Here is a 22,061-nt window from a genome sequence, read left to right as displayed (position 1 = left end):
CCTTCGGTCGACATCTCTGTTATAAATGAATTTTAAAGCTATTCTGAACTAATAACATAATCATTTTCCCTACTAAATCCTTATTCCAGTATTATATATTTATTGGAGATTTATGTATATATACTTGTTGTCCAGAACCGTTAGCTAAGGAGGTTACTCTCGTCTTAAAAAAAGATGAATTAAGGAATATTTCCATAACTCCCCTCTTTCCATCATTTCGTCTCCCTTCAAAAAACATGAATATATTAAGATTTGCCTGCATTTTTAAGCTAGTTTTAACAGTTCCCCTTTACAAATGTCCGAAAATAAATTAAATTCAGTAGAGGCCGTTTTTTTTATTTTCAGTATTTTATATTCGTTTTGTTTACAGGAAATTGTAAAATAAATTACTTTCAATATAAAATAACTGACAATGAAAGATTGCGGTACATAACAAAGGGAAATTTCACTGTCTCGGAAATCAGAAAATTCCCTACTTTCAATGAAAGAATACTAGTTTGGGAGGAATAAAATTGATAAAAATTAGTTTGAAGGCCGGTCTTCTGGCACTTTCACTCTCTGCCGTGTTAGCAGGCTGTGCAAGTGAACCTGAAGATCAAGTTACTAACAATGCAAATGATAATGCTGGAACTGAAGGAACTGAAGGAGGCAGCCTGATATTGAGTGTTCTTTCGGACGCTCAGAATCTCGATCCTCATAACTCAAATGATGTACCGTCCTGGAATGTTCAATATAATATTTATGAAACTTTAGTTAAACACGACGAGAATATGGATCTCCAGCCAAACCTGGCTTCGTCCTGGGAACAAACAGACGACCTTACCTGGGAATTTTCCCTTCAGGAAGACGTTCAGTTTCATGATGGCACAGAGTTCAACGCAGAGGTTGTAAAAGCAAACATTGACCGTGTTCTTAATGAGGAGATTGGTTCTCCAAATGCTTTTTTATTTGAGTCTATTGAAGAAGTTAACGTGGTGGATGAGCATACAGTTGAAATTGTGACTGAGTACCCTTATGCTGCTCTTCCCGCTCATTTAGCCCATAATGGATCGTCGATGATCAGCCTTGATGTACTCGAAGCTGACTATGAAGCCTTTCAGGATGGCGGGCAGCCAGGAGAGTATATAAATGAAAACCCAATTGGAACAGGTTATTTTACATTTGAAGAGTGGAATTCCGGTGACAGCATCGTTTTGTCACGTAATGACAATTACTGGGGAGAAGAAGCTAAAGTTGATCAGGTAACATTCTCCGTTGTATCAGAGGATCTGACACGCGTTGGGGAACTTGAATCAGGGGCTGCCCATATCATTTCCCCAGTTTCACCAAGTGATGTGAGCCGTATAGAAGGTACAGAAGGAATAGGAATGCATCAGAGTGACAGCGTGAGTATTTCCTATATTGGATTTAATACACAAAAAGCACCTTTTGATAATAAACTTGTCCGCCAGGCTATCAACAAAGCTGTAGACAAGGATGTTATCATGGATGGAATTTTAGAAGGTTTCGGTGTACAGGCATTCGGCCCCCTGAGCGAGGCGGTGTTTGGACACAGTGATAATGTTGAACAAATGGAATATGACCCGGAGGCAGCAAAAGAACTTCTCGCAGAAGCAGGTTATGAAAATGGATTCGAGACTACCCTCTGGACGAATGACAACCGTGAAAGACAGGATATAGCAGAGCTGGTTCAGGCTCAGCTGGCGGAAGTTAATATTGATGTTGAAATTGAAGTATTTGAATGGGGTGCATATTTAGACAGGACAGCAGGAGGAGAACATGATATGTTTATGCTCGGTCTCTCTGCTGCCACTGCAGATGCGGATTATCCTATGTCCATGCTTTACCATTCAGATAATATTGGGGCAGCAGGAAACCGCACTCAAATGGATAATGCGGAACTGGACAGCTTAATTGAAGAGGCGCGAAGAGAAAGCGACGAAGAGCAGAGACTTGCTTTATATGAAGAAGCTATGGAACTTTTAATTGAAGAGTCTCCAATGCTTTATATTTACCACCAGGAATATCTCACTGGTGTCAGTGACCAAATCAGTGGTTTTGACATGTATCCAAACGGACTTTATCAGTTACAAAATGTAACAATCAACTAATCATAAGAGGTATGGAAAGGGGATCCTTCCATACCTCTTTTTATCTTACTGTGGGATAAACATATAGAAGGGGAAGAGACATATATCCCTCCCCCTTCTTTTAATATGATTATTGAAATTTAACTATAAACACGTTCTCTTTCTTCCTTTTTATTACTCAGACCAAGCGTTTCTGCTGTGTTAGTACTAATTTCTCTGAAAAGCTCCGGATTATCTGAAAGTGAAACACCGTATGAAGGAATCATATTTTTGATTTTGGGCTCCCACGATTCGATTTGTTCCGGGAAACACCTTTCTAATACTTCCAGCATGACGTGAACCGCAGTAGATGCTCCTGGAGAAGCTCCCAGCAATGCAGCTACGGACCCGTCAGCTGCACTGACCACTTCTGTACCAAATTGGAGTGTTCCCTTCCCGGCGTCAGTATCTTTGATAACCTGTACTCGCTGGCCTGCCACTACTATCTCCCAATCTTCGCTTTTAGCATCAGGAATAAATTCACGCAGCTCTTCCATACGTTTTTCTTTCGATGCCATTACCTGCTGGATAAGGTATTTTGTCAGCGACATTTCCTTAACTCCGGCAGCAAGCATTGTAACTACGTTAGTTGGTTTTACAGATCCTATTAAATCCATATTCGAACCGGTCTTCAAGAATTTAGGCGAGAATCCGGCGAACGGACCAAACAGCAAAGATTTTTTATTATCAATATATCTTGTATCGAGATGAGGAACAGACATAGGCGGAGCACCGACCTTAGCCTTTCCGTATACTTTCGCCTCATGCTTTTCCACAACATCCTGATTTTTGCAAGCCATAAACAAGCCGCTAACAGGGAATCCCCCAATATTTCTTGATTCAGGGATGCCAGTTTTCTGAAGAAGTGGCAGGCTTCCGCCACCGGCCCCTATAAAGACGAACTTTGCCGTGTGGTTCTCCAGCTGATTTGTCTTCAGATTCCTGATTTTCAAGTCCCACTGCCCGTCACTTGTCCGCTTAAAATCTTCTACACTATGTTCGTAGTTCACCTCAACATTTTGCTTTTTCAAATGAGCAAAAAGCATACGTGTTAATGCGCCAAAGTTAACATCTGTTCCCGAGTCAATCTTTGTTGCAGCTATGTGCTCGTCCCTGGAACGGCCTTCCATAATAAGCGGTATCCATTCCTTCAGTTTTAAAGGATCATCAGAAAACTCCATGCCCTCAAAAAGCGGGTTCTCTGAAAGCGCTTTAAAACGTTTCTTTAAAAATGTTACGTTATTCTTTCCTTGTACGAAACTCATATGAGGTATCGACATAATAAAATCTTCCGGATTGTGAATCAGGTTGCTGTCAACGAGATAAGACCAGAACTGCCTTGAAATCTGAAATTGTTCATTCACTTTTACAGCCTTAGCAATATCTATTGTCCCGTCAGGTTTTTCGGGTGTATAGTTAAGCTCGCATAGTGCAGCATGGCCCGTACCTGCGTTATTCCATTCATTAGAGCTTTCTTCTCCTGCGCTTTCGAGTTTCTCAAAAACTCTAATTTCCCATTGAGGTGCCAGCTCTTTCAGCAGCGCTCCCAAAGTCGCACTCATGACCCCGGCACCAATTAAGATAACGTCTGTTTTTTTCTGTGTGCTACTCATTATAACCTTCCTTATCCTAATATTTGAATAAAAGACAGGCACTCATGCTCAGAAGTCCAAAAAAGCAGGCGCCACCCAGGAACATCTCTTTATCGTTTCTACTATAACTATATCATAATCTATTATAATAATTTATATAGTGAAATATCTACTATTTATCTGATAATTATAAACTATTTAACGCCCATAAAAAAGAGTAAAGACCCCAAACTTCTTTAAAACAAGGAATATCAGTATAATAATCCCAAAAACTCACCGATTTTTATTTTATACAGCCAGATTGAATGGGGAATTTGTGTCGTAACTGTTCCTTCTTTCATTAAAGGTCATACTTCCTGCCCCCTGTTTTCTCCCCTCATTAAACTTTGCAAGTCAGTTTACTTGAATTTTTTTGCAATTTTGATATCATATTCAAATGAGAATATCAATTAATTAATTGAGAAAGTCAGGGCACCGGAGTGATTATGTTCAGAAATATTTTTTTACATAAAACTGGCGAAATCCGTCACTATTGACTTTTCTTTTTGTGAAAACACAGTGTTTTTAACTCAGTTCAACAATATATGATAATTTTAACTAAAGTAGCCCTGTTTACTTGACAAAAAATACACACTATATAATAATAAATATCGAATTATAATTATTACAACAAAACATTATTGTTGTATTTTAAATAACACTATTAACGGGAGGAATTTACATGTCTATTATCGGAACAGAAGTACAACCATTCACAGCACAAGCTTTTAAAAATGGTGAATTCATCGAGGTATCAGAAGAAAGCTTTAAAGGCCAGTGGAGCGTTCTTTGTTTCTACCCTGCAGACTTCACTTTTGTCTGCCCAACAGAGCTTGAAGACCTTCAAAATGAGTATGCTGCTTTGAAAGAACTTGGAGTGGAAGTATTCTCAGCTTCTACAGATACTCACTTTACTCATAAAGGCTGGCATGACAGCTCTGAAACAATCGGAAAAATCACTTACGCTATGATCGGTGATCCTTCACAGACACTTTCCCGTAACTTTGATGTACTGAACGAAGTGTCCGGTCTTGCTGATCGCGGTACATTCATCATCGATCCAGACGGTGTAGTACAAGCTGCGGAAATTAACGCTGAAGGCATCGGCCGTGATGCAAGTACTCTTGTAAATAAAATTAAAGCAGCACAATATGTAAGAAATAACCCTGGTGAAGTTTGCCCGGCTAAATGGCAAGAGGGAGACGAAACACTTAAGCCAAGCCTGGATCTGGTAGGGAAAATCTAAGGAGTTTTATAAATGGTACTTGAACCGCAAATTAAATCACAATTAAACCAATACTTGCAGCTTATGGAAGGGGACGTCCTTCTTAAAGTAAGCGCAGGAAATGATAAAGTTTCTGAGGATATGCTCTCTCTTGTCGACGAACTTGCTTCTATGTCTTCCAGGATTACTGTTGAAAAAACTAATCTGGAAAGAACTCCAAGCTTTAGTGTAAACCGGCCAGGGGAAGATACTGGTATTGTATTTGCTGGTATTCCTTTAGGGCATGAGTTCACTTCGCTTGTTTTAGCATTGCTGCAGGTGAGCGGAAGAGCTCCTAAAGCAGAACAGAATGTTATCGACCAGATCAAAAATATCGAAGGCGAATATCATTTTGAATCTTATATCAGCCTGAGCTGCCAAAACTGCCCTGACGTAGTACAGGCACTTAACTTAATGAGTGTTCTTAACCCTGGCATCTGCCATACAATGATCGATGGTGCTGCCTTTAAAGATGAGGTAGAAAGCAAAGACATTATGGCCGTGCCAACTGTTTACCTTAATGGTGAATCATTCAGCAGCGGCAGAATGACAGTGGAAGAGATTCTTGCACAGCTGGGAAGCGGCCCTGATGCATCAGAATTAGCTGACAAAGATCCATTCGATGTACTCGTTGTCGGCGGCGGTCCTGCGGGTGCAAGTTCTGCTATCTATGCTGCCCGTAAAGGGATTCGCACAGGTATCGTAGCTGACCGTTTCGGCGGCCAGATTATGGACACGCTGAGCATTGAAAACTTTATCAGCCAGAAGTACACAGAAGGACCAAAACTTGCAGCAAGCCTGGAAGAGCACGTAAAAGAATACGATATCGATGTAATGAAACTTCAGCGTGCTAAACGCCTGGAGAAAAAAGATTTAATTGAGATCGAGCTTGAAAACGGTGCTGTTCTGAAAAGTAAGAGCGTGATTCTTTCTACTGGAGCACGCTGGCGCAATGTAGGCGTACCTGGAGAACAGGAGTTCAAAAACAAAGGGGTAGCTTACTGCCCTCACTGTGATGGTCCTCTGTTTGAAGGAAAAGACGTTGCAGTTATCGGTGGAGGTAACTCTGGTGTAGAAGCTGCAATCGACCTTGCAGGTATTGTAAACCATGTGACGGTTCTTGAGTTCATGCCTGAGCTGAAAGCTGACGAAGTGCTGCAGGAACGCTTAAACAGCCTGCCAAACGTCACTGTAATTAAAAATGCTCAGACGAAAGAAATTACCGGCGATGACAAAGTAAACGGTATTTCTTACATGGACCGCGATACGGAAGAAGTACACCATATTGAATTAGCCGGGGTATTCGTTCAGATCGGGCTTGTACCTAACACTGACTGGCTAGACGGGACTCTTGAACGTAATCGTTTCGGTGAAATCGTCGTAGATTCTCATGGTGCTACAAATGTACCTGGGGTGTTTGCGGCAGGAGACTGTACTAACAGTGCCTACAAGCAAATCATTATTTCTATGGGATCCGGTGCTACAGCTGCATTAGGTGCATTCGATTACCTGATTAGAAATACAACGCCAGCAGAAAGTGCTGCGGCTAAATAATTTAAAGATAACGCAATTTATTAAAGAAGCCACTTCCTATCAAAACGATAGGGAGGCGGCTTCTTTTTTTCGTCACATAACATATTTTATCAAGAGAGACGTGGATGAAGTAAGACTAAGCCTGTCAGGCCTCGCGAATGCCTCCTGGCTGCCTCCTGGCTAGCTTTTTTACTACCGGCAGTCATTAACTAACTGCCTGTTCAGTTCCCATCAGAGCAATGCTGTGAAGCCATATCAGAAAAGGAGATTAAATTAAATGAACTGGTATTTCAAAATAGCTGCCGGCTTCGTTTTTTTGTCTGCGATAGCTCTTGGCTTAGCCTCTCTAATCAGGTATTTTGTTTTAGACCCTGTAGCTGGAAATCAAATAATAATAGACCAAGGTCTTGAGATGTACACCATGGAGCATAAGCCGTGGAAGTATGCTTTATACGTTCATATTATTACTGCATCTATTGCCATTCTCATTGGGCCCATTCAGTTCCTTCTGAATAAAACAAGGTCCCGCAGACTTTCCATACATCGATCTCTGGGTAAATTATATGTTATAGCTATAGCCATAAGTGGGGTGGCTGGTGTTTATTTATCCTTGTACGCCTTCGGTGGTTTTCTGTCTAAGCTCGGTTTTTTTGCGCTATCCATCTCCTGGCTGGTTACTACTTATCTTGCTTATTACTATATCAGGCAGAAAAACATCCCCCTTCATCGGGAATGGATGTACAGGAGTTATGCAGTAACCTTAGCAGCTGTGACCTTTCGAATCTGGTCCGCCTTGATAGGATACACATTAGATAATTTTACAGTTGGTTATGTTGGAGCCATTTGGCTCGCTCTCCCAGGGAATCTCATACTTGCCGAAATGTGGATCAGACAGAAGAGGAACAACTAGTATTTATCCAGTCTTTATGGAAAAAATGTTATAAATACTGAATTATCCTAATCAATACTGAAAGCGGTGAAAAAGTTGGAGTTACTAAAGGATTCCCTCCTGGTTACCGGCAGAATAATTACTATTATTCCTTTATTATTGTTTATAACTCTTTTTATGGGGAAGCGCGCGATAGGAGAATTACCTGTATTTGATTTTCTCATTATAGTTACATTAGGAGCTGTAGTTGGTGCCGATATAGCTGATCCTTCTATTCACCACTTCCCAACCGCTGTTGCCATAATCATTCTTGGTATTTTTCAAAGAATTATTGCAAACTGGAAGTTATCTAAACGAAAATTTGGCAAGTTGATTACCTTTGAACCTACTGTTGTTATACAAAATGGAAAGTTCATTACTGCTAACTTAAAAGAGATCCGTTACTCCGTAGATAATATACTGCAGATGCTAAGAGAAAAGAATGTTTTTGATATAAAGGAAGTTGAAACAGCAATCATCGAGCCGAACGGTGCACTGAGCGTACTGAAAAAAGCACAAAAAAGATCAGTGACACTGGAAGACCTGGAACTGAATGCAAAATCCCCCTCAATTTCTTTTCCTGTCATTATAGAAGGAAAAGTTTATAAAAATGTGCTTCAGGAATTTAATGTGGATGAGCACTGGCTTAAACAGCAGCTTGCAATTCAGGGATATCATAATATAAAAAGAATCTTTTTTGCCTCAGTTACACGAGACCTTGAACTACATGTTTCTTTACTGAATGAAAGGAATATAATTATTCCGCCTGTCAGGCATTAGCGATAAAAAAATGACACTTAAAAAAGTGTCATTTTGGTCTACTTATTCATCTGAGCAAGAAAGTCACCAAGTAAGTCATCAGAACTTTCCTCTTTCTCGGCTTCATTATCTGATGTGGCGGCTTGTTCTTCTCTTACTTTGTTCCAGTCGAAGTTTTCCAGATCCTCATCAATCTTATCAACCCGGGTGAGCTGAGGAGAGAGAACATTTTCCTCTGTATTTCTGAGAGGAGCAGCATGATGGTCTTCCGCCGCCTCTCCGGCTTCATCCTCCTGTAAATAAAGAGCCTCCTCTATACTTAGAGCATTACTGTTTAGGGAAGCTAATACAGAAGCTGCCCGAACAGGATCCGCCAATAAATGATAAACCACATTTCCCAGCAGTGCTTCCGAGTGTGTATGCTTCAGCCAGTTACGCTGTTCTTTGCTTAGCTGCTTTGGAAGAGGAATTGTTACTGTTTCCCTCTCCTTTCCTAAGGAATCGCTGACTCCTTCTAAAACAAACTGGGCGATTTTGCTCGAAAAGTTTCTCCGCTCTGTTTCTTTCAGCCTTTGCAGCTTTTGGAGGATGTGGTCAGGTGTATCAGAAGGAAGTCGGAATGTTATTGCCTGGCCTCTCTGAATTCCGGTCTCCTGCTTTTTCATATCATCACCCTTTTAACTTTTTACAACCTTTTTATTCGTGTCTTTAGCAGGTTCCTCTTGAATATTTTTTCTGTAAAAATCATAGATTAGTTTATAATAAGCATTTGCCATCATCCAGATACTTTCTTTTTCGTCTTCAAAAAATCCAATATTATATCCGTCTAAATTATTGTTCAGCGTTTTCAGGTAATCTTTTAACACAGTTGCTCCTCCGCCTACAAAATAGCAGATTTCAGTCTGTGAATTTTTTTGCCACATATTTCTTAGATGGCGGTACTGTTTCTTAGCAAGCTCCAGTAAAATCCGGTCAGTAATATCATGAACGCTTGTACGGCTTCCTTTAACCATAATATGATTCCTGTCCTGCTTTTTTGTAATAATATCTGCAACATCCCGCCGGCTGTCTAATTCGACGCCATGCTTTGTTCTGATTTCTTCCCTGATAGCTTCCAGAGCTTCAGATACACCCAGATTAAAACCTTGTGCTTTATCATCATCAACATTCCGGTTTTTAATTACAGCAATATCTGTCGATAAGCCTCCTATGTCCTGGATAAGAATTCTCTTATCAATTAAATCCTTATTAATAATGTTTAATTCTTTATCCATTACTAAGTTTATATAAGCCGCAAAGCCCTCTGGGTAAACTTTCAGCTCATCGAACTTAATATTTACCTTCTTTCCCTGGTATTTCGGGGTAACGAGAAACTCCACCTGATGGACAGAGCTTAACAGCTGAGACCGGTAACCTACGTCCTTTCCTTCTTTTACTTCACGAAGGGGAAGTCCTGTACCTAAAACATAGTTAGCATCAATAACTCCATTAGTCTGCTTAAAAACATCTGAGTTTTCTTCTCTTACCGCATCCAGTGCTAAGGATGCAAAAAGCATTACCAGAGTCTGGTCTTCTTCAGATTTGCTGCTTCCTGGATCAAGTTCTGCAGCATTATCACTTTTCGCAGCCAGGTTACCAACCCGGTAAATTACATTATTTTCTTTCAGGGCAGGGGAGTGGACCTTTATATGTATTCCGTCCAGGGGATCTTTATCATTAAGTTCTTCAATGCCAATTACAGGCCTGTCCTCTCTGTCCCGTGCAATTACGTTAGGTATATTAAGTTCAAAGTCTGCTTTTCCGAAAAGTCCTTTCAGCGAATCATTTCCTACATCAACCGCAGCGATTCTGCTTTTACTCATTGTGATCAAACCTTCCTCTTAAAATATCATGGCTACTATTCCCCCATGTATTAAAAGGTTACCTAAAATAAAATATTCAGTCAATGAATCTAAAGTCGTATTCAAAATAGAATACAAGTATACGATAATGTATACATTACCAAAGGCTCCCAAAACCCTTATATGCCAACATGTAAACAGGTTTGTGTACAAGCATACTATTATGAATACAATTGAATACATTTATGTTTACTTGTTTACACTATTGTAAACACTTAAAATATACAGGATCAATCCCCTGTATTTTCCCTCTTTTTCTTTTATAATGATACCTTTGCTTCTTTTTCTCATACACTACTAATCCCTGAACACTACCTCACTCCCCTATCTATATTATCAGTAAAGGCCTCCACCCTGTGATAATTCTAACTTTTTGGAGTTCTGGCAAAAGCCGTTATTTCAAACCCATTACCCTACTCCACCTGTTGCGCCAAATACTATAATTTTAATCGGCAATCATCTTTCCATTTAGTTATTCTACTGTAATGAATTATGGCATAAGCACATAATCGTCCAAATCAAAAAAACTCCCGGAGAGGAAAAGGTATCGCAGCTGGGTTGGTGTTCGATGGATCTGTTCCTTTATAGATTGCATTTCCACCATTAAATAACTAATAGTGTGCTGGTTATGAGACAACAAAAACCCCGTCCAGGATGAACGCGGCATTCTGAACAGGGTTCAATTAAAGTTACTTATTAACTGGCACATTAAATGAAGCAGTTTTTTCTTTAAATAATGGAGCTGCCTCACTATCCTTCAGCGGACCGACCTGAAGCTCAAATTTATTAAATATCTCGAACTCATCCTTTCTGAATAAGAAAACAGTCAGAAATTCTTCTTTTTCCCCGGGATTCAATGTACCGTTGTAGCTAGGTTCAAGCATTCCCTGGTTGAACAGTGTACCGCGGTTTTCATCTATGGTCAGTTTTCTGTCTACAAAAAACTTATCTATTGGAGTATCACTTCCATTTTCAACGGTTAATTTCGCTGTCATCGCTACAACTCCGCTGTCTCCAAAATCCGAAAAACTTTCTTTATAAGCCTCTGTTGGCGTCACGTTCGCATATTGTACGCCATTAAACGTTATTTTTACACCTTCAATATCCTCTGTTTCATTAAGATCAGTTTCTTCGAAAAACACTTCTTTGTCCGCAATATTGTCTGTTACCATTTTATCCTGGTAAAGCTGTGATGAAACCTCGGCTTTTTCAACGCCCTCATCGTTAAACGGAATCTTAAACACAGCGTCCTCGCCTATCTTCTGAGATACATCATCATCAAGGAAGAATGCATCAATTTTTAAAGTTGGAGAACTTAGTTTATCGAATTGCTCTTTTGTCATCGAATGGGCGTTCATTCCTGTGAAGGTTTCCCCTCCAGAGTACTGAGAAAAATCTTCTGTACTATCGTCTTTGAGCCAGAGTTCACGGTCCACAAGATGTTGTCTCGGAATGATATAATCCATCCCATCATCTGACTGTAAAGAAACTCCCCCTGCGTAATACACATCTTCATCAGAGTTATTAACCAAAGTCATTTTATATGTAAGGACATAACCCTCATCTTCTTCATCGAAATTCACCTTACTGGATTCATTCATATTAGATACATGTACAATTTGATATTCGTCGATTTGAATACTTACATCTCCACTGAAAGAATGTTGCAATCCAGGGTTTGTATTCGTATATATAACTTTCACATCTGCATTTAAATCCTGCGCAATATATGGGTTTAAGACTGTTCCATTATCCTGGGCTGCTTCTTCTGAGTCAGATTCGACAGCTTCATCATTATCTTTTTGTTCTGAATCAGTTTCCGCTGCTTCATTGTTGTCTTCTTGTCCAGTATCTGATGGAACAGCTTCATTATTGTTTTCGTTTTCCTCAGCAGCAGCATTTGCCGCTTCATTAACGTCTGTGTCACTATCCCCGCATGCCCCTAACAATAGTACCGTAAAGATTGTCCCGAATAACGCTATTTTTTTCATATTCAATTTTCTCCTTTTACTATGTAATAACAAAATTATCATAGCACTAATAAAATTTGTTTGGGAGCAATTGGGAAAAAATAAATAAAGGACCTATGACTTTAGTCTGTTTTTTCTGAATTTAGTAATAAAATATATTCTTTTGCTATATCTAAAGATCTGCAATCTGTTAAGGAGGACTTTGACGGGATCTCCCGCATAGGGTCTTTGTGCTCTGGAAAGGAAGAAAATAGAACTGTCCCCCTTATGCGCGGTCATTTAATGACCTTAGGAGACAGCCCCATTTTTAACCATCAATAGTCATTTTTCTATATCCGTTTACTTCGTATTTGTAAACCCTCCGTCAATACGAATTACCTCCCCATTAATATATTGTGCTTTAGACGTTAATAAAAAGGTGACAAGTTCCGCTACTTCCTCTGGAGTACCTAAACGTTTTTGCGGAATCCCACCTGTTGCATTTGCTTTCATTTCTGGATTTGCTTTATAGAATTCTTTTACCATAGGGGTTTCAGTAGGCCCAGGTGCAATCGCGTTCACCCGCAACCCATCTTTAGCATATTCTGCAACCATACTTTTCGTTATACCAACAATGCCGTGCTTAGTAGCAGAATAAGTTACAACTGAGTCCTGCCCTATGACCCCAGCACTTGAAGCTGTGTTTACAATAGAACCTCCACCATTTTTCAGCATGACATCAGCTACATAACGAACACCATACAATGCTCCCAATAGGTTAATGCCTACAATCGTGTCTATTTCCTCAACTTCTGTATCCAGAAAGAATTTACCACTCCCTGAAATGCCTGCATTGTTAAAGAAATAATCAATTGTTCCAAACTGTTCTACTGTTTTATCAACATAATTTTTCACTTCTTCTTTTTTTGAAACATCAGCTTTAACAAAAAAAGAGTCAACTCCCTGCTCCTTAACCAGATCGACTGTTTCCTGTCCACCTTGTTCATTTACATCTACTACTACGATATTTACTCCCTCTTTAGCTAAACGGAGAGCAGTAGACTGTCCTAAACCACTACCAGCACCAGTTATAATAGCAACCTTATTCATGTATTTCCCTCCAAAAATCATAAGTAACAGCACAAGAAATATTAGTATTTCACATCGATACGAACTGTTGCATTGTACAACTTTTTTCCTCTATTTATGGTACGGTTCACCTCTGTTTATCTTAAAGGCACGATAAACTTGTTCTGTTAATATGAGCCGCATCAGCTGATGAGGAAAAGTCATATCGGAGAAAGATAAATGTATATCTGCTCTTTTTAACACTTGTTCGCTAAGCCCAAGGGAACCACCGATAATAAAAGTTACCTTGCTTCTTCCATATAAAGCTGAGTCGTTTAATTCCTTGGCCAGCTGCTCTGAGGTCCATTTTTTTCCTTTAATCGCAAGAGCAATGACGTGTGAATCCTCAGGTACCTTACTAAGTATCCTTTCCCCTTCCTTTTCTTTAACTTGGGCTGCTTCTGCATCACTCATATTTTCGGGTGCTTTTTCATCAGCTACTTCAATGACTTGCACATTTGCATATGCTGATATCCTCTTCCTGTATTCCTCAATACCCTGTTTCAGGTATTTTTCTTTTAATTTACCCACAGCAATAATATTAATATTCAAAGCTAAAACTCCTAACTCCAGTAGTTATCCACAGAACTTATCCACATATACACAGGTATTTTGTGGAATTACTCTTTCACTGCGTATATTGCCGGTTTTTCACAAAAAGAACAGGTTGTGGACAACTCTTCGTTTTGTTCTATTTTCTTCAGCTCAGGCGGCATCCCTGAGTCATCAACTTGTTCATCAAGAGCAATCTCTACATGCTCCTCACAGCTGTAATACATACTACCCACTCCTTCAGAAAACTCTTCTCTGTTTTACTCATTTGATAGTATACCATACCCTCCATATGTGATATGCACACTAAGCTGTGGATAAGTTGTTTACATTTATAAAATCATGAAACAAAAAAAGAGAGACAAAAGTCTCTCCTTACGTTAAAAAACTTGCTGTTCAAGAGAAAGGTCTGCTACCTGTCTTTCTCCTTGACGATAAAAACCTACAGTTATGTTGTCACCGATTGATTTTTCTGTATAAAGAAATTTCCTGAGATCATGAGTGTCTCTGACCTCTGTTCCGTCCAGTTCAACAATAACGTCGCCTTCCTGGAGTCCTGCATTATCGGCAGGGGACCCTGTCTCTACATCTTCAATATACACTCCGTTTCGGACCTCCTCAGGGAGTCCCAGTGTCTGCTGCCAGTGATAGCTTGGTATTTCCTGCAGGGATCGTATCATGACACCCATTTGCGGTCTTTGTACTTCACCGTACTGTTCAAGATCCTCAATTACCGGAAGTGCAATTGCAGATGGAATCGCGAAGCCAATTCCTTCTACAGCCTGCTGGGCTATCTTCATCGAATTGATTCCAATCACTTCTCCCTGTATGTTTAAAAGTGCTCCACCACTGTTTCCAGGGTTTATAGCAGCATCTGTCTGCAGTACTTCAGCTTCCCAGTCAGGGCGTCCATCCTGGTTCAGATCCACAGGAATGCTTCTTTCTGTCGCACTGATAATACCAAGCGTTACAGATCCTTCAAAAGACAATGGGTTTCCAATCGCAATCGCAGGTTCACCAGTCCTTAAATTATCAGAGTTCCCAAAATCCGCTACAGTATCTATTTCATCAGCGCTTATAGTCAAAACAGCAAGATCAGTAAGTATATCTCCCCCTACTAATTCAGCTGGTACTCTTGAACCATCACTTAAAGTAACTTCAATTTCATTAGCACCGGCAATTACATGCTGGTTCGTCACTACAAAGGCATGGTCACCTTCAACTTTATAAATTACACCGGAGCCCGTTCCTTCTCCGCCAGGCGTAAAGAATCCCGTAGAGTCCCGCATATTAATAACTCCGACTACAGCATCCGACACTGCATCGACAGCTTCTGTTACTTCTGAACTCATCGCTATGTTCACTGTATTAGCAGGCTGGTCTTCTGCAGACTCTTCTATTTCGTCATTTGCTGTATCCAGCACCTGAGATCCTTGCGGCACTATATCATACGGGAGTACCCCATTATTAGCAAGTACAGGAATGGTAAAAACAACAATTAACGCACCTATCACTGCACCAGCAAAAGCAAAGAGAGCAGACCTTTTGGCCCCCTGCTTTTCATTTGCAGATGTCCGCTGATAATGACTGTCATAATAGCCCATCCAAACCCTCCTCCTTCTGTCTCTTTATGAGAAAAGTCGTGTAATTAACCCACGGTAGATTTATTTTACTAATTCTATAGGTGAGCCGTCTATAATTCTGTGCATTTTTCGGAAATTTTTCACATAGCTTCGAATTTATTTCATTTTTATTACATTTATTTTTTCTTAAATTACATATATTTAAACATCAGTCAGACTAGTAGGGCTGTATGGGTCAGTATCATACAGCTTTATTTGTCTGCCTACTGCAAACCCTTTATCCTCCAGCGTCTGCTGAACTGTCATTCTCGCAATATCCTTCATGTTATTATCCAGGCTCAAGTGAGCAAGATAAACGTTAGCAGGCCCATCTGTGAGAATATCAGCCAGAGCCAGACCCGCATCTTCGTTTGATACGTGCCCTTCATCACCCAGTATTCTCCTTTTAACATTCCATGGATATCGCCCCATACGGAGCATATTCATATCATGATTTGACTCGAAAACGAAAGACTGTGCTCCTTTAGTTATGCCTTTTATTCGCTCACTTACATAACCTGTATCTGTTACAATCGCAAGTTTCCGTCCATCCTTATGGAAGGTAAAGAACATCGGCTCCGCCGCATCATGAGAGACCCCGAAAGATTCCACATCCATGTCAGCGAAAGTTTTCACTACACCAGTTTCAAAGTGGAACTTCTGGTCTAATGGCAGTTCTCCAACATGGTTCTTCATAGCTTTCCATGTTCTGTCGTTGGCATAAATGGGAAGGTTATACCTTCTGGCCATTATACCTGCCCCTTTTATATGATCGCTATGCTCATGAGTAATCAGAATACCATCAAGTTTTTCCGGAGAAAGCCCTGCTTTTGTAAAGCATTCTTCAAGTTTCTTCCCGCTTAAACCAGCATCTATTAACAGACGCTGGTTATCGGTCTCCACATATATTGCATTTCCCGTACTGCCGCTCGCCAGCACACTGAAACGTAAACTCATTAAATTCCACCCCGGCTAATCTATTGGTTGTACTTCTCCTTCAATCGCACTTATATAAAAAAACTCGTCATTAACCCTGATTCTCCACATAGGAATATAGAACCTGAAATCTGCTCTTGTTTCCAGTAAACTGTAATAGCCAAGCATTGCTTCCCTAATAACTGCATTATCAAGCTCAGAAATATAATTATTGTTTATAAGTATCTCAATTACCTGCTGAGGCGTGAGGAGATCTTCCTCCTGGCCTTCTTCATTAAAGACCATATATGTCTGGTAATAATCCGTTATTTCTAATTCTTCATTTACCATTAGCCTTATATGATCCGGTCCTGCTTCATAATGCCCTATTGGCCTGCCTTCATAGGTCTGGTGGAGGCCGAGATATCCTTCTTCTTCATTGAAACCGGCCAGGTGATACTCTTGGCCGCTATAGACATACTGCTCAAGAAAAGCATTTACACTTCCGCTAATGTCATTCTCCGTAAGCTGATACGGAGTTTCCAGCACTGAATGAAGCGTTTCGTTAATTAGTTCTGCCGACTGAGAAGCATATTCCTCTTCCAGAACATTTAACGGTATCCCCCTTGGTATCCCGCTTATCGGAGAGCCTGTAAGTGTTTCTTCAGCCTCTTCTATTTCAAATTCTATATTATACTCCTCTATAAGATCCTGAAAGGTACTTTCTGTCTGGACTCCTATATTTTCAGCTGATCTAATCTCTGCAAACTGATAACCGAGAAAAACATTTAAAAACAGGAAAGTAATTATAAAGATAGTTTTTGTCCTACTCCAATCCACTTGGTTCCGCCTCCCTGTCGATCAGCTCTCCATTTCCACCGTCACGAATATTAATTTGCTGCCAAGTCCCACGTTGTTTAACAAACCATGACGGTTCAAAAGAAAAGTAAGACTGACGCTGAATCATATAGTGGCCAATCCTTATATCTTCGATAAGTTCAAAAACCAGTGTATCATCCTCTTCAATGTATTCCAGAACTTCTTCAAATGAGGGAAGGCTTATCTCCGACTGGGAAAGTTCCTCCTGAAGTTCAAACAATGGGCGGACATATTCGGTAATCTGGTTCCCTGTCCTGCTCATTTGAATCGTATGATACTCTTCCCGGTTTGCCCCAGAACGTATGACCGGAAGTCCATTAACGTGCATCCGGTAAAAAACACGGTCGTTGCCGTTTTCCCGCCAGTCTTCTAATACATACTTATCAGTCCATCCTGAATGACCGTTCACAAATTCCAGACTTGTTTGTACAGCCGACCGGTCGCTTTGTTCATTCTGAGCACCAGTGTGGTGATAGTAATCTAGAATCTGAATTCGGTTTCTTTCACTTTCACTCTGCAGTATATTGATCATCCTGTTCCCATCAGTATACTGCTGCTCTCCATTTCCGGGGAAATACATTTTCACGTTTCTCGGATCACTGAAAAGAAGCTGTATCATAGAGTCCGGGCTTATACGCTTCGTTTGATAAACATAACCTGTCATATTTATAGTTTCTGAAGGCACGTAGTGAATCTCCGGAAAATCTTCGGAAGATGTATCAAGGAGCAGCGGTTCTACAGCCGTTCTTTCATTATTAAAGCTGGAAAACAACTGGTTCATTTCGTTAAGAGACAATCCTGCACCAGCCTGATAAACCTCTTCTTCCTCGAAAGAATACAGTCTGACAGATACATCAGAATCAGCAGAGGAGGGATTTACAAAGAATAATACCCGGTCCACTGTAGAAAGAGGGATTGCCGGATCCTTAAACTCCATCATTTCTAATAACCAGTCTGCCTGTAATCTTCCTGGGAATGTAAGTTCAAGTCCTTCATAAATATTCTCCTGCTGAGGTCTTGCTGAATTTCCTGCTTTAATAAGGGTGTTAACTTCAACATCTCCCAGTATTTCCATGATATTCTCATAGTTCTCATTAAAGGGATGAATCCAGTACCTGTCTTCTTCTTCATGAATGATTATCTGATCAGGCAAAATGATATCGGAAAAGGATCGTTCTTCCCCTATCTCTTCTGTTTCAATATACTCCGACTCTCCTAAATCTGTATAAGCCGGCTCATAGTTCCAGATCAGCCAGGTGAGTAATATACTGGTTAGAATCAGGGTCCACAAAATGACCGTTTTAACATGTTCGATAATCAATCTTCACTCACCGCCTCACTAGGAAGACTAAAGGAAAAAGTAGTTCCTTTCCCCCATTCACTGCTTACCCAGATGGAACCTCCATGTGCATGTACAATTTCCTTCGCAATTGCCAGTCCTAGTCCTGTACCCCCTAAGTTTCTGGCACGCGCTTTGTCCACTCTGTAAAACCTGTCGAATACATGCTGAAGGTTCTCTTTAGGAATACCGACACCTTCATCTTTAATACTGACAACTACCCTCTGTTTTTCTTCTTTCACTGTACAGGTTATTACCCCTCCTTCAGGGGAATATTTAACAGCGTTAGAAATAATATTATCCATAAGCTGAGTAAGCTTATCCCTGTCGCCATAAACAGCAACTTCTCTGCCCGGAAGCTTCTTTTTGAAATTTATTGAAGCATTCTTGGTAGACATTTCAAACCTCTCAATAATCTGCTCAGTGAAAGAAGTTAAATCTACTGTATCCATATTCATCTGATAATCCTTATTATCCATTTTGGATAACTGGAGGAGATCATTTACAAGGCGTATCATTCGTTCCGTTTCGTTTTGGGTGACATTTATAAATCTCGGTGCAATCTCCGGATCGTTTAAGGCTCCTTCCGCCAGCGCTTCCAGGTAACTCTTCATTGAAGTAAGCGGAGTCCTTAATTCATGGGAGACATTTGCTACAAAATTCCGCCGTTCTTCTTCTATCTTTTCCTGCTCAGTGACATCATGCAACACTGCGATCAAACCATTTTTGTCCCCATTTTCTCTTTCAATGACTGAGAAGTGCGCCTCCAGAATAATCTCTTCATCTTCATTATCAAAATCAAGTAATATAGGATCGCTAATTTCATACAAGTCATCCAGAGTCATAAATTTATCGAGGTTAAGAATTTTAGTTATTTCTGTGGTAAGAACATCTTCCTGTTTACGCTCAAGCATTTCTTCGGCCCGTTTATTCATTAAAATGATCTTGCCGAATTTGTCAGTTGCAACTACTCCATCCGTCATATGAGTCAAAACAGAGGAAAGCTTTCTTTTTTCACCTTCCGTTGTTGCGTTTGCCTCCTGCAGTTTGCTCGTCAAATTATTAAAGGCTATTGCAAGCTGCCCAATTTCGTCATTTCCATAAACCCGGACTTTCCGTGAAAAATTCCCCTGTCCCATGACGATTGCCTGTCTTCTCATATCTACAATCGGCCTTGTAATTGTGCGGGCCAGCAGGATACCTAAAAGGGCTGTAAGCACTAAGGCTATCGTAGTGCCTGTAAAGAGAATTTGGTTTATTTGCCTCGTTTGCCCATAAATTTCTTCCATAGAAGCTTCTATATATATGGCTCCGATAATATCCTCATTTTCGGACCTGACGGAAACGGCCATCACTTGCGTTCTATGCCCTGTTTCACTGTCTCTGACAATTTCCGGCTGTTCATTCCCGAAAAGAGCTCTTTTAATTCTCACATTTGTTGTTCGCATCCCTAGTTTCGAACTGTCCCGAATAAGGGGATGCACCATAATTACGGTATTATTGCTGTCGACAATCTGAACCTCTGCATTCTCCATTAAAAAAACGCTTGTAAAAAGGTCATTAAGGCGCCTCTGCAGGCTTCGCTCCGCTTCTTCCTCGTCCCGCTCCAGTTCCTGAGCCACATTATATGCCAGAACTTCTGCACGCTCACTCAGGGTTTCCTGAAAATTACTTACCAGCTGGTCTTCCAGCTGTCTCGTAAAGTAAACCCCTATAACCTGCATTGCAATCAAAATTAAAAGTACATATATAATCACAATCTTAACGTGTATTGATTTATGAAACTTAATTCTGTCCATTCATTTAATTCTCCTGATCTGTGTTCCTTAAATAATATCCCACACCTCTTCTTGTAATTATCCATGCAGGATGGCTAGGATTATCTTCTACCTTTTCTCTGAGTCTGCGCACTGTTACGTCTACAGTTCTTACATCACCGAAATAGTCATAACCCCAGACTGATTGAAGAAGGTGCTCCCTTGTCATAACTTGTCCAAGATGTCTCGCCAGATAATAAATTAGTTCAAATTCTCTGTGGGTAAGTTCAATAGGTTCTCCACGCTTTGTAACAAGGTATGCATCTGGCTGAATAAGCAGCGGCCCTACTTCAATGTCCTTTTTATCCTGGTCGGCAGGTTCTTTTGCACGCTGGTTCCTCCTGAGGTTAGCTTTCACACGGGCAACCAGTTCCCTTGTACTGAATGGTTTTGTTACATAATCGTCTGCTCCGAACTCCAGTCCAAGCACTTTGTCGATTTCAGAATCTTTTGCTGTTAGCATAATAATAGGCATATCATACGTTTTTCTTACTTCACGGCACACTTCCATACCATCCATGTAAGGAAGCATTATATCAAGAAGTATTAAATCAGGAACATGCTGCTTCGTTTTTTCTACAGCCTCGTTACCATCATTGGCTACAATAACTTCAAAGCCTTCCTTTTCAAGCCCGAATTTTAAAATATCAGCAATTGGCTGTTCGTCGTCTACAACCAGAATTTTTTGTTTATCCATTTAAACCACTCCTGTAGTCATTACAGACCAGATTGTTCTGTTTCTTACCTTATATTCTACCATATTAAAAAAATCCTGCTCCATCATGTAAACCATATTAAACATAATTAAGATACATTGCGGTAACATTGGTGAGTTTATAAAAAAACCTATCCAGAGTATGGATAGGTGATTTTATGTAATGGTGCTGGCCAGAGGACTTGAACCCCCAACCTACTGATTACAAGTCAGTTGCTCTACCAATTGAGCTAGGCCAGCGTATTAAGTTAAAAGTGGTGGCTCGGGACGGAATCGAACCGCCGACACACGGATTTTCAGTCCGTTGCTCTACCGACTGAGCTACCGAGCCATACATATTTATTTATTATAACCAGTCTGCCCGGTTCTCTCTTTTTAAGCTTGTCTAAATGAGAGAAAATAAAAATGGCGGTCCCGACGGGAATCGAACCCGCGATCTCCTGCGTGACAGGCAGGCATGTTAACCGCTACACCACGGGACCTTGGTTGCGGGGGACGGATTTGAACCATCGACCTTCGGGTTATGAGCCCGACGAGCTACCAGACTGCTCCACCCCGCGACGATATTAAGCTTACGGACGATGCCGTTTCAGGAAGCCTTTTTGACTGTCTCTTCCTCTGACAGTATCGCTTCGATGTGAATGCGTCGAGACAACTCGATGTTTAATCGATGATGCTTTGCTCGTTGCTCCACCCCGCGACGATATGAAAGTTTCGGATGATGTTTTTCAAAGATGTGATTCTGTCCCTTTCTCTTCCAGCTTATGCTTCGAAGTGCATACGTCGGGACAAGTCGCAGCTTACTCGGAGAAGAATCGCTTCTTGCTCCACCCGCGACGATATTATGCTTACGGACAATAATATAATTTACAGAAACAAGCGATAGATGTAATTATATACTATCCATAATAATTTGTAAAGTTGGTGACCCGTACGGGATTCGAACCCGTGTTACCGCCGTGAAAGGGCGGTGTCTTAACCACTTGACCAACGGGCCAGG

Annotated in this window: 18 protein-coding genes and 5 tRNA genes; 5 read left to right on the top strand and 18 right to left on the bottom strand. The window is 40.6% G+C overall.

Going from position 1 to position 22,061, the window contains the following annotated elements; all coding sequences use genetic code 11:
• Positions 1 to 512: 512 nt before the first annotated feature.
• Entirely contained in the window at positions 513 to 2,111 is a 1,599-nt protein-coding gene (locus BK582_RS05630) for a glutathione ABC transporter substrate-binding protein (RefSeq protein ID WP_338066804.1), read from the top strand.
• Positions 2,112 to 2,230: 119 nt separating this feature from the next.
• On the opposite strand, the gene BK582_RS05625 is transcribed toward BK582_RS05630, so the two are convergent.
• Complete coding sequence (locus BK582_RS05625) at positions 2,231 to 3,757, bottom strand: malate:quinone oxidoreductase (protein WP_276328227.1); 1,527 nt, start codon at positions 3,755 to 3,757, stop codon at positions 2,231 to 2,233.
• A gap of 685 nt (positions 3,758 to 4,442) precedes the next feature.
• Between BK582_RS05625 and ahpC the strand changes: the two genes are divergently transcribed.
• The 4 genes from ahpC (at position 4,443) to BK582_RS05605 (ending at position 8,265) form a co-directional block, all read left to right on the top strand.
• Entirely contained in the window at positions 4,443 to 5,006 is a 564-nt protein-coding gene (ahpC, locus tag BK582_RS05620; protein WP_078593366.1) for an alkyl hydroperoxide reductase subunit C, read from the top strand.
• A gap of 12 nt (positions 5,007 to 5,018) precedes the next feature.
• Positions 5,019 to 6,578 (top strand): alkyl hydroperoxide reductase subunit F, encoded by a 1,560-nt coding sequence (gene ahpF, locus BK582_RS05615; protein WP_078593365.1) that lies wholly within the window; start codon positions 5,019 to 5,021, stop codon positions 6,576 to 6,578.
• Between the two features lie 256 nt (positions 6,579 to 6,834).
• Positions 6,835 to 7,467, top strand: coding sequence for a DUF2306 domain-containing protein (locus BK582_RS05610; RefSeq protein ID WP_078593364.1), 633 nt, complete (start codon positions 6,835 to 6,837; stop codon positions 7,465 to 7,467).
• 75 nt (positions 7,468 to 7,542) lie between these two features.
• Complete coding sequence (locus tag BK582_RS05605) at positions 7,543 to 8,265, top strand: DUF421 domain-containing protein (protein ID WP_244895344.1); 723 nt, start codon at positions 7,543 to 7,545, stop codon at positions 8,263 to 8,265.
• A 38-nt stretch (positions 8,266 to 8,303) separates the two neighbouring features.
• On the opposite strand, the gene BK582_RS05600 is transcribed toward BK582_RS05605, so the two are convergent.
• The 17 genes from BK582_RS05600 to BK582_RS05520 all read right to left on the bottom strand — a co-directional run bounded on the left by BK582_RS05600 (position 8,304) and on the right by BK582_RS05520 (position 22,058).
• Positions 8,304 to 8,909 carry a hypothetical protein gene (locus BK582_RS05600; protein ID WP_078593363.1) on the bottom strand — a complete coding sequence of 202 codons (606 nt, stop codon included), beginning with the start codon at positions 8,907 to 8,909 and terminating at the stop codon, positions 8,304 to 8,306.
• Between the two features lie 12 nt (positions 8,910 to 8,921).
• Positions 8,922 to 10,106: a ParM/StbA family protein gene (locus BK582_RS05595; RefSeq protein WP_078593362.1), complete on the bottom strand. Its 1,185-nt coding sequence runs from the start codon at positions 10,104 to 10,106 to the stop codon at positions 8,922 to 8,924.
• A gap of 728 nt (positions 10,107 to 10,834) precedes the next feature.
• Positions 10,835 to 12,136: a DUF5068 domain-containing protein gene (locus BK582_RS05590; RefSeq protein WP_169910850.1), complete on the bottom strand. Its 1,302-nt coding sequence runs from the start codon at positions 12,134 to 12,136 to the stop codon at positions 10,835 to 10,837.
• Positions 12,137 to 12,454: 318 nt separating this feature from the next.
• A complete protein-coding gene (locus tag BK582_RS05585; RefSeq protein WP_078593360.1) occupies positions 12,455 to 13,204 on the bottom strand; it encodes an SDR family NAD(P)-dependent oxidoreductase in 750 nt (249 codons plus the stop codon).
• 90 nt (positions 13,205 to 13,294) lie between these two features.
• Positions 13,295 to 13,774, bottom strand: coding sequence for a 23S rRNA (pseudouridine(1915)-N(3))-methyltransferase RlmH (gene rlmH / locus BK582_RS05580; RefSeq protein ID WP_078593359.1), 480 nt, complete (start codon positions 13,772 to 13,774; stop codon positions 13,295 to 13,297).
• 68 nt (positions 13,775 to 13,842) lie between these two features.
• Complete coding sequence (locus tag BK582_RS05575; RefSeq protein WP_078593358.1) at positions 13,843 to 14,001, bottom strand: CxxH/CxxC protein; 159 nt, start codon at positions 13,999 to 14,001, stop codon at positions 13,843 to 13,845.
• A 153-nt stretch (positions 14,002 to 14,154) separates the two neighbouring features.
• Positions 14,155 to 15,378 carry a S1C family serine protease gene (locus BK582_RS05570; RefSeq protein ID WP_078593357.1) on the bottom strand — a complete coding sequence of 408 codons (1,224 nt, stop codon included), beginning with the start codon at positions 15,376 to 15,378 and terminating at the stop codon, positions 14,155 to 14,157.
• 180 nt (positions 15,379 to 15,558) lie between these two features.
• Complete coding sequence (locus tag BK582_RS05565) at positions 15,559 to 16,353, bottom strand: MBL fold metallo-hydrolase (RefSeq protein WP_078593356.1); 795 nt, start codon at positions 16,351 to 16,353, stop codon at positions 15,559 to 15,561.
• Positions 16,354 to 16,368: 15 nt separating this feature from the next.
• Positions 16,369 to 17,151 carry a two-component system regulatory protein YycI gene (locus tag BK582_RS05560; protein ID WP_078593355.1) on the bottom strand — a complete coding sequence of 261 codons (783 nt, stop codon included), beginning with the start codon at positions 17,149 to 17,151 and terminating at the stop codon, positions 16,369 to 16,371.
• On the bottom strand, positions 17,138 to 18,511 hold the full coding sequence (locus tag BK582_RS05555; protein ID WP_078593354.1) for a YycH family regulatory protein: 1,374 nt from the start codon (positions 18,509 to 18,511) through the stop codon (positions 17,138 to 17,140). Before BK582_RS05555 ends, BK582_RS05560 begins: the two co-directional genes overlap by 14 nt.
• Positions 18,508 to 20,328 (bottom strand): cell wall metabolism sensor histidine kinase WalK, encoded by a 1,821-nt coding sequence (gene walK / locus BK582_RS05550; RefSeq protein WP_078593353.1) that lies wholly within the window; start codon positions 20,326 to 20,328, stop codon positions 18,508 to 18,510. Before walK ends, BK582_RS05555 begins: the two co-directional genes overlap by 4 nt.
• Before the next feature lie 4 nt (positions 20,329 to 20,332).
• A complete protein-coding gene (gene yycF, locus BK582_RS05545) occupies positions 20,333 to 21,043 on the bottom strand; it encodes a response regulator YycF (protein ID WP_078593352.1) in 711 nt (236 codons plus the stop codon).
• Between the two features lie 182 nt (positions 21,044 to 21,225).
• Positions 21,226 to 21,301, bottom strand: a tRNA-Thr gene (locus BK582_RS05540).
• 15 nt (positions 21,302 to 21,316) lie between these two features.
• Positions 21,317 to 21,392 (bottom strand) — tRNA-Phe (locus BK582_RS05535).
• A gap of 75 nt (positions 21,393 to 21,467) precedes the next feature.
• Positions 21,468 to 21,543: transfer RNA gene (locus BK582_RS05530), tRNA-Asp, on the bottom strand.
• A 1-nt stretch (position 21,544) separates the two neighbouring features.
• Positions 21,545 to 21,621, bottom strand: a tRNA-Met gene (locus BK582_RS05525).
• A gap of 362 nt (positions 21,622 to 21,983) precedes the next feature.
• A tRNA-Glu gene (locus BK582_RS05520) sits at positions 21,984 to 22,058 on the bottom strand.
• Positions 22,059 to 22,061 lie beyond the last annotated feature (3 nt).

Origin of the sequence: Evansella clarkii, assembly GCF_002019695.1 — a bacterium.
In the GTDB taxonomy this organism is placed as follows: Bacteria; Bacillota; Bacilli; order Bacillales; family Salisediminibacteriaceae; genus Evansella; species Evansella clarkii.
Note: the sequence above shows the minus strand (reverse complement) of the source record. Positions and strands in the feature narration are given on the sequence as shown.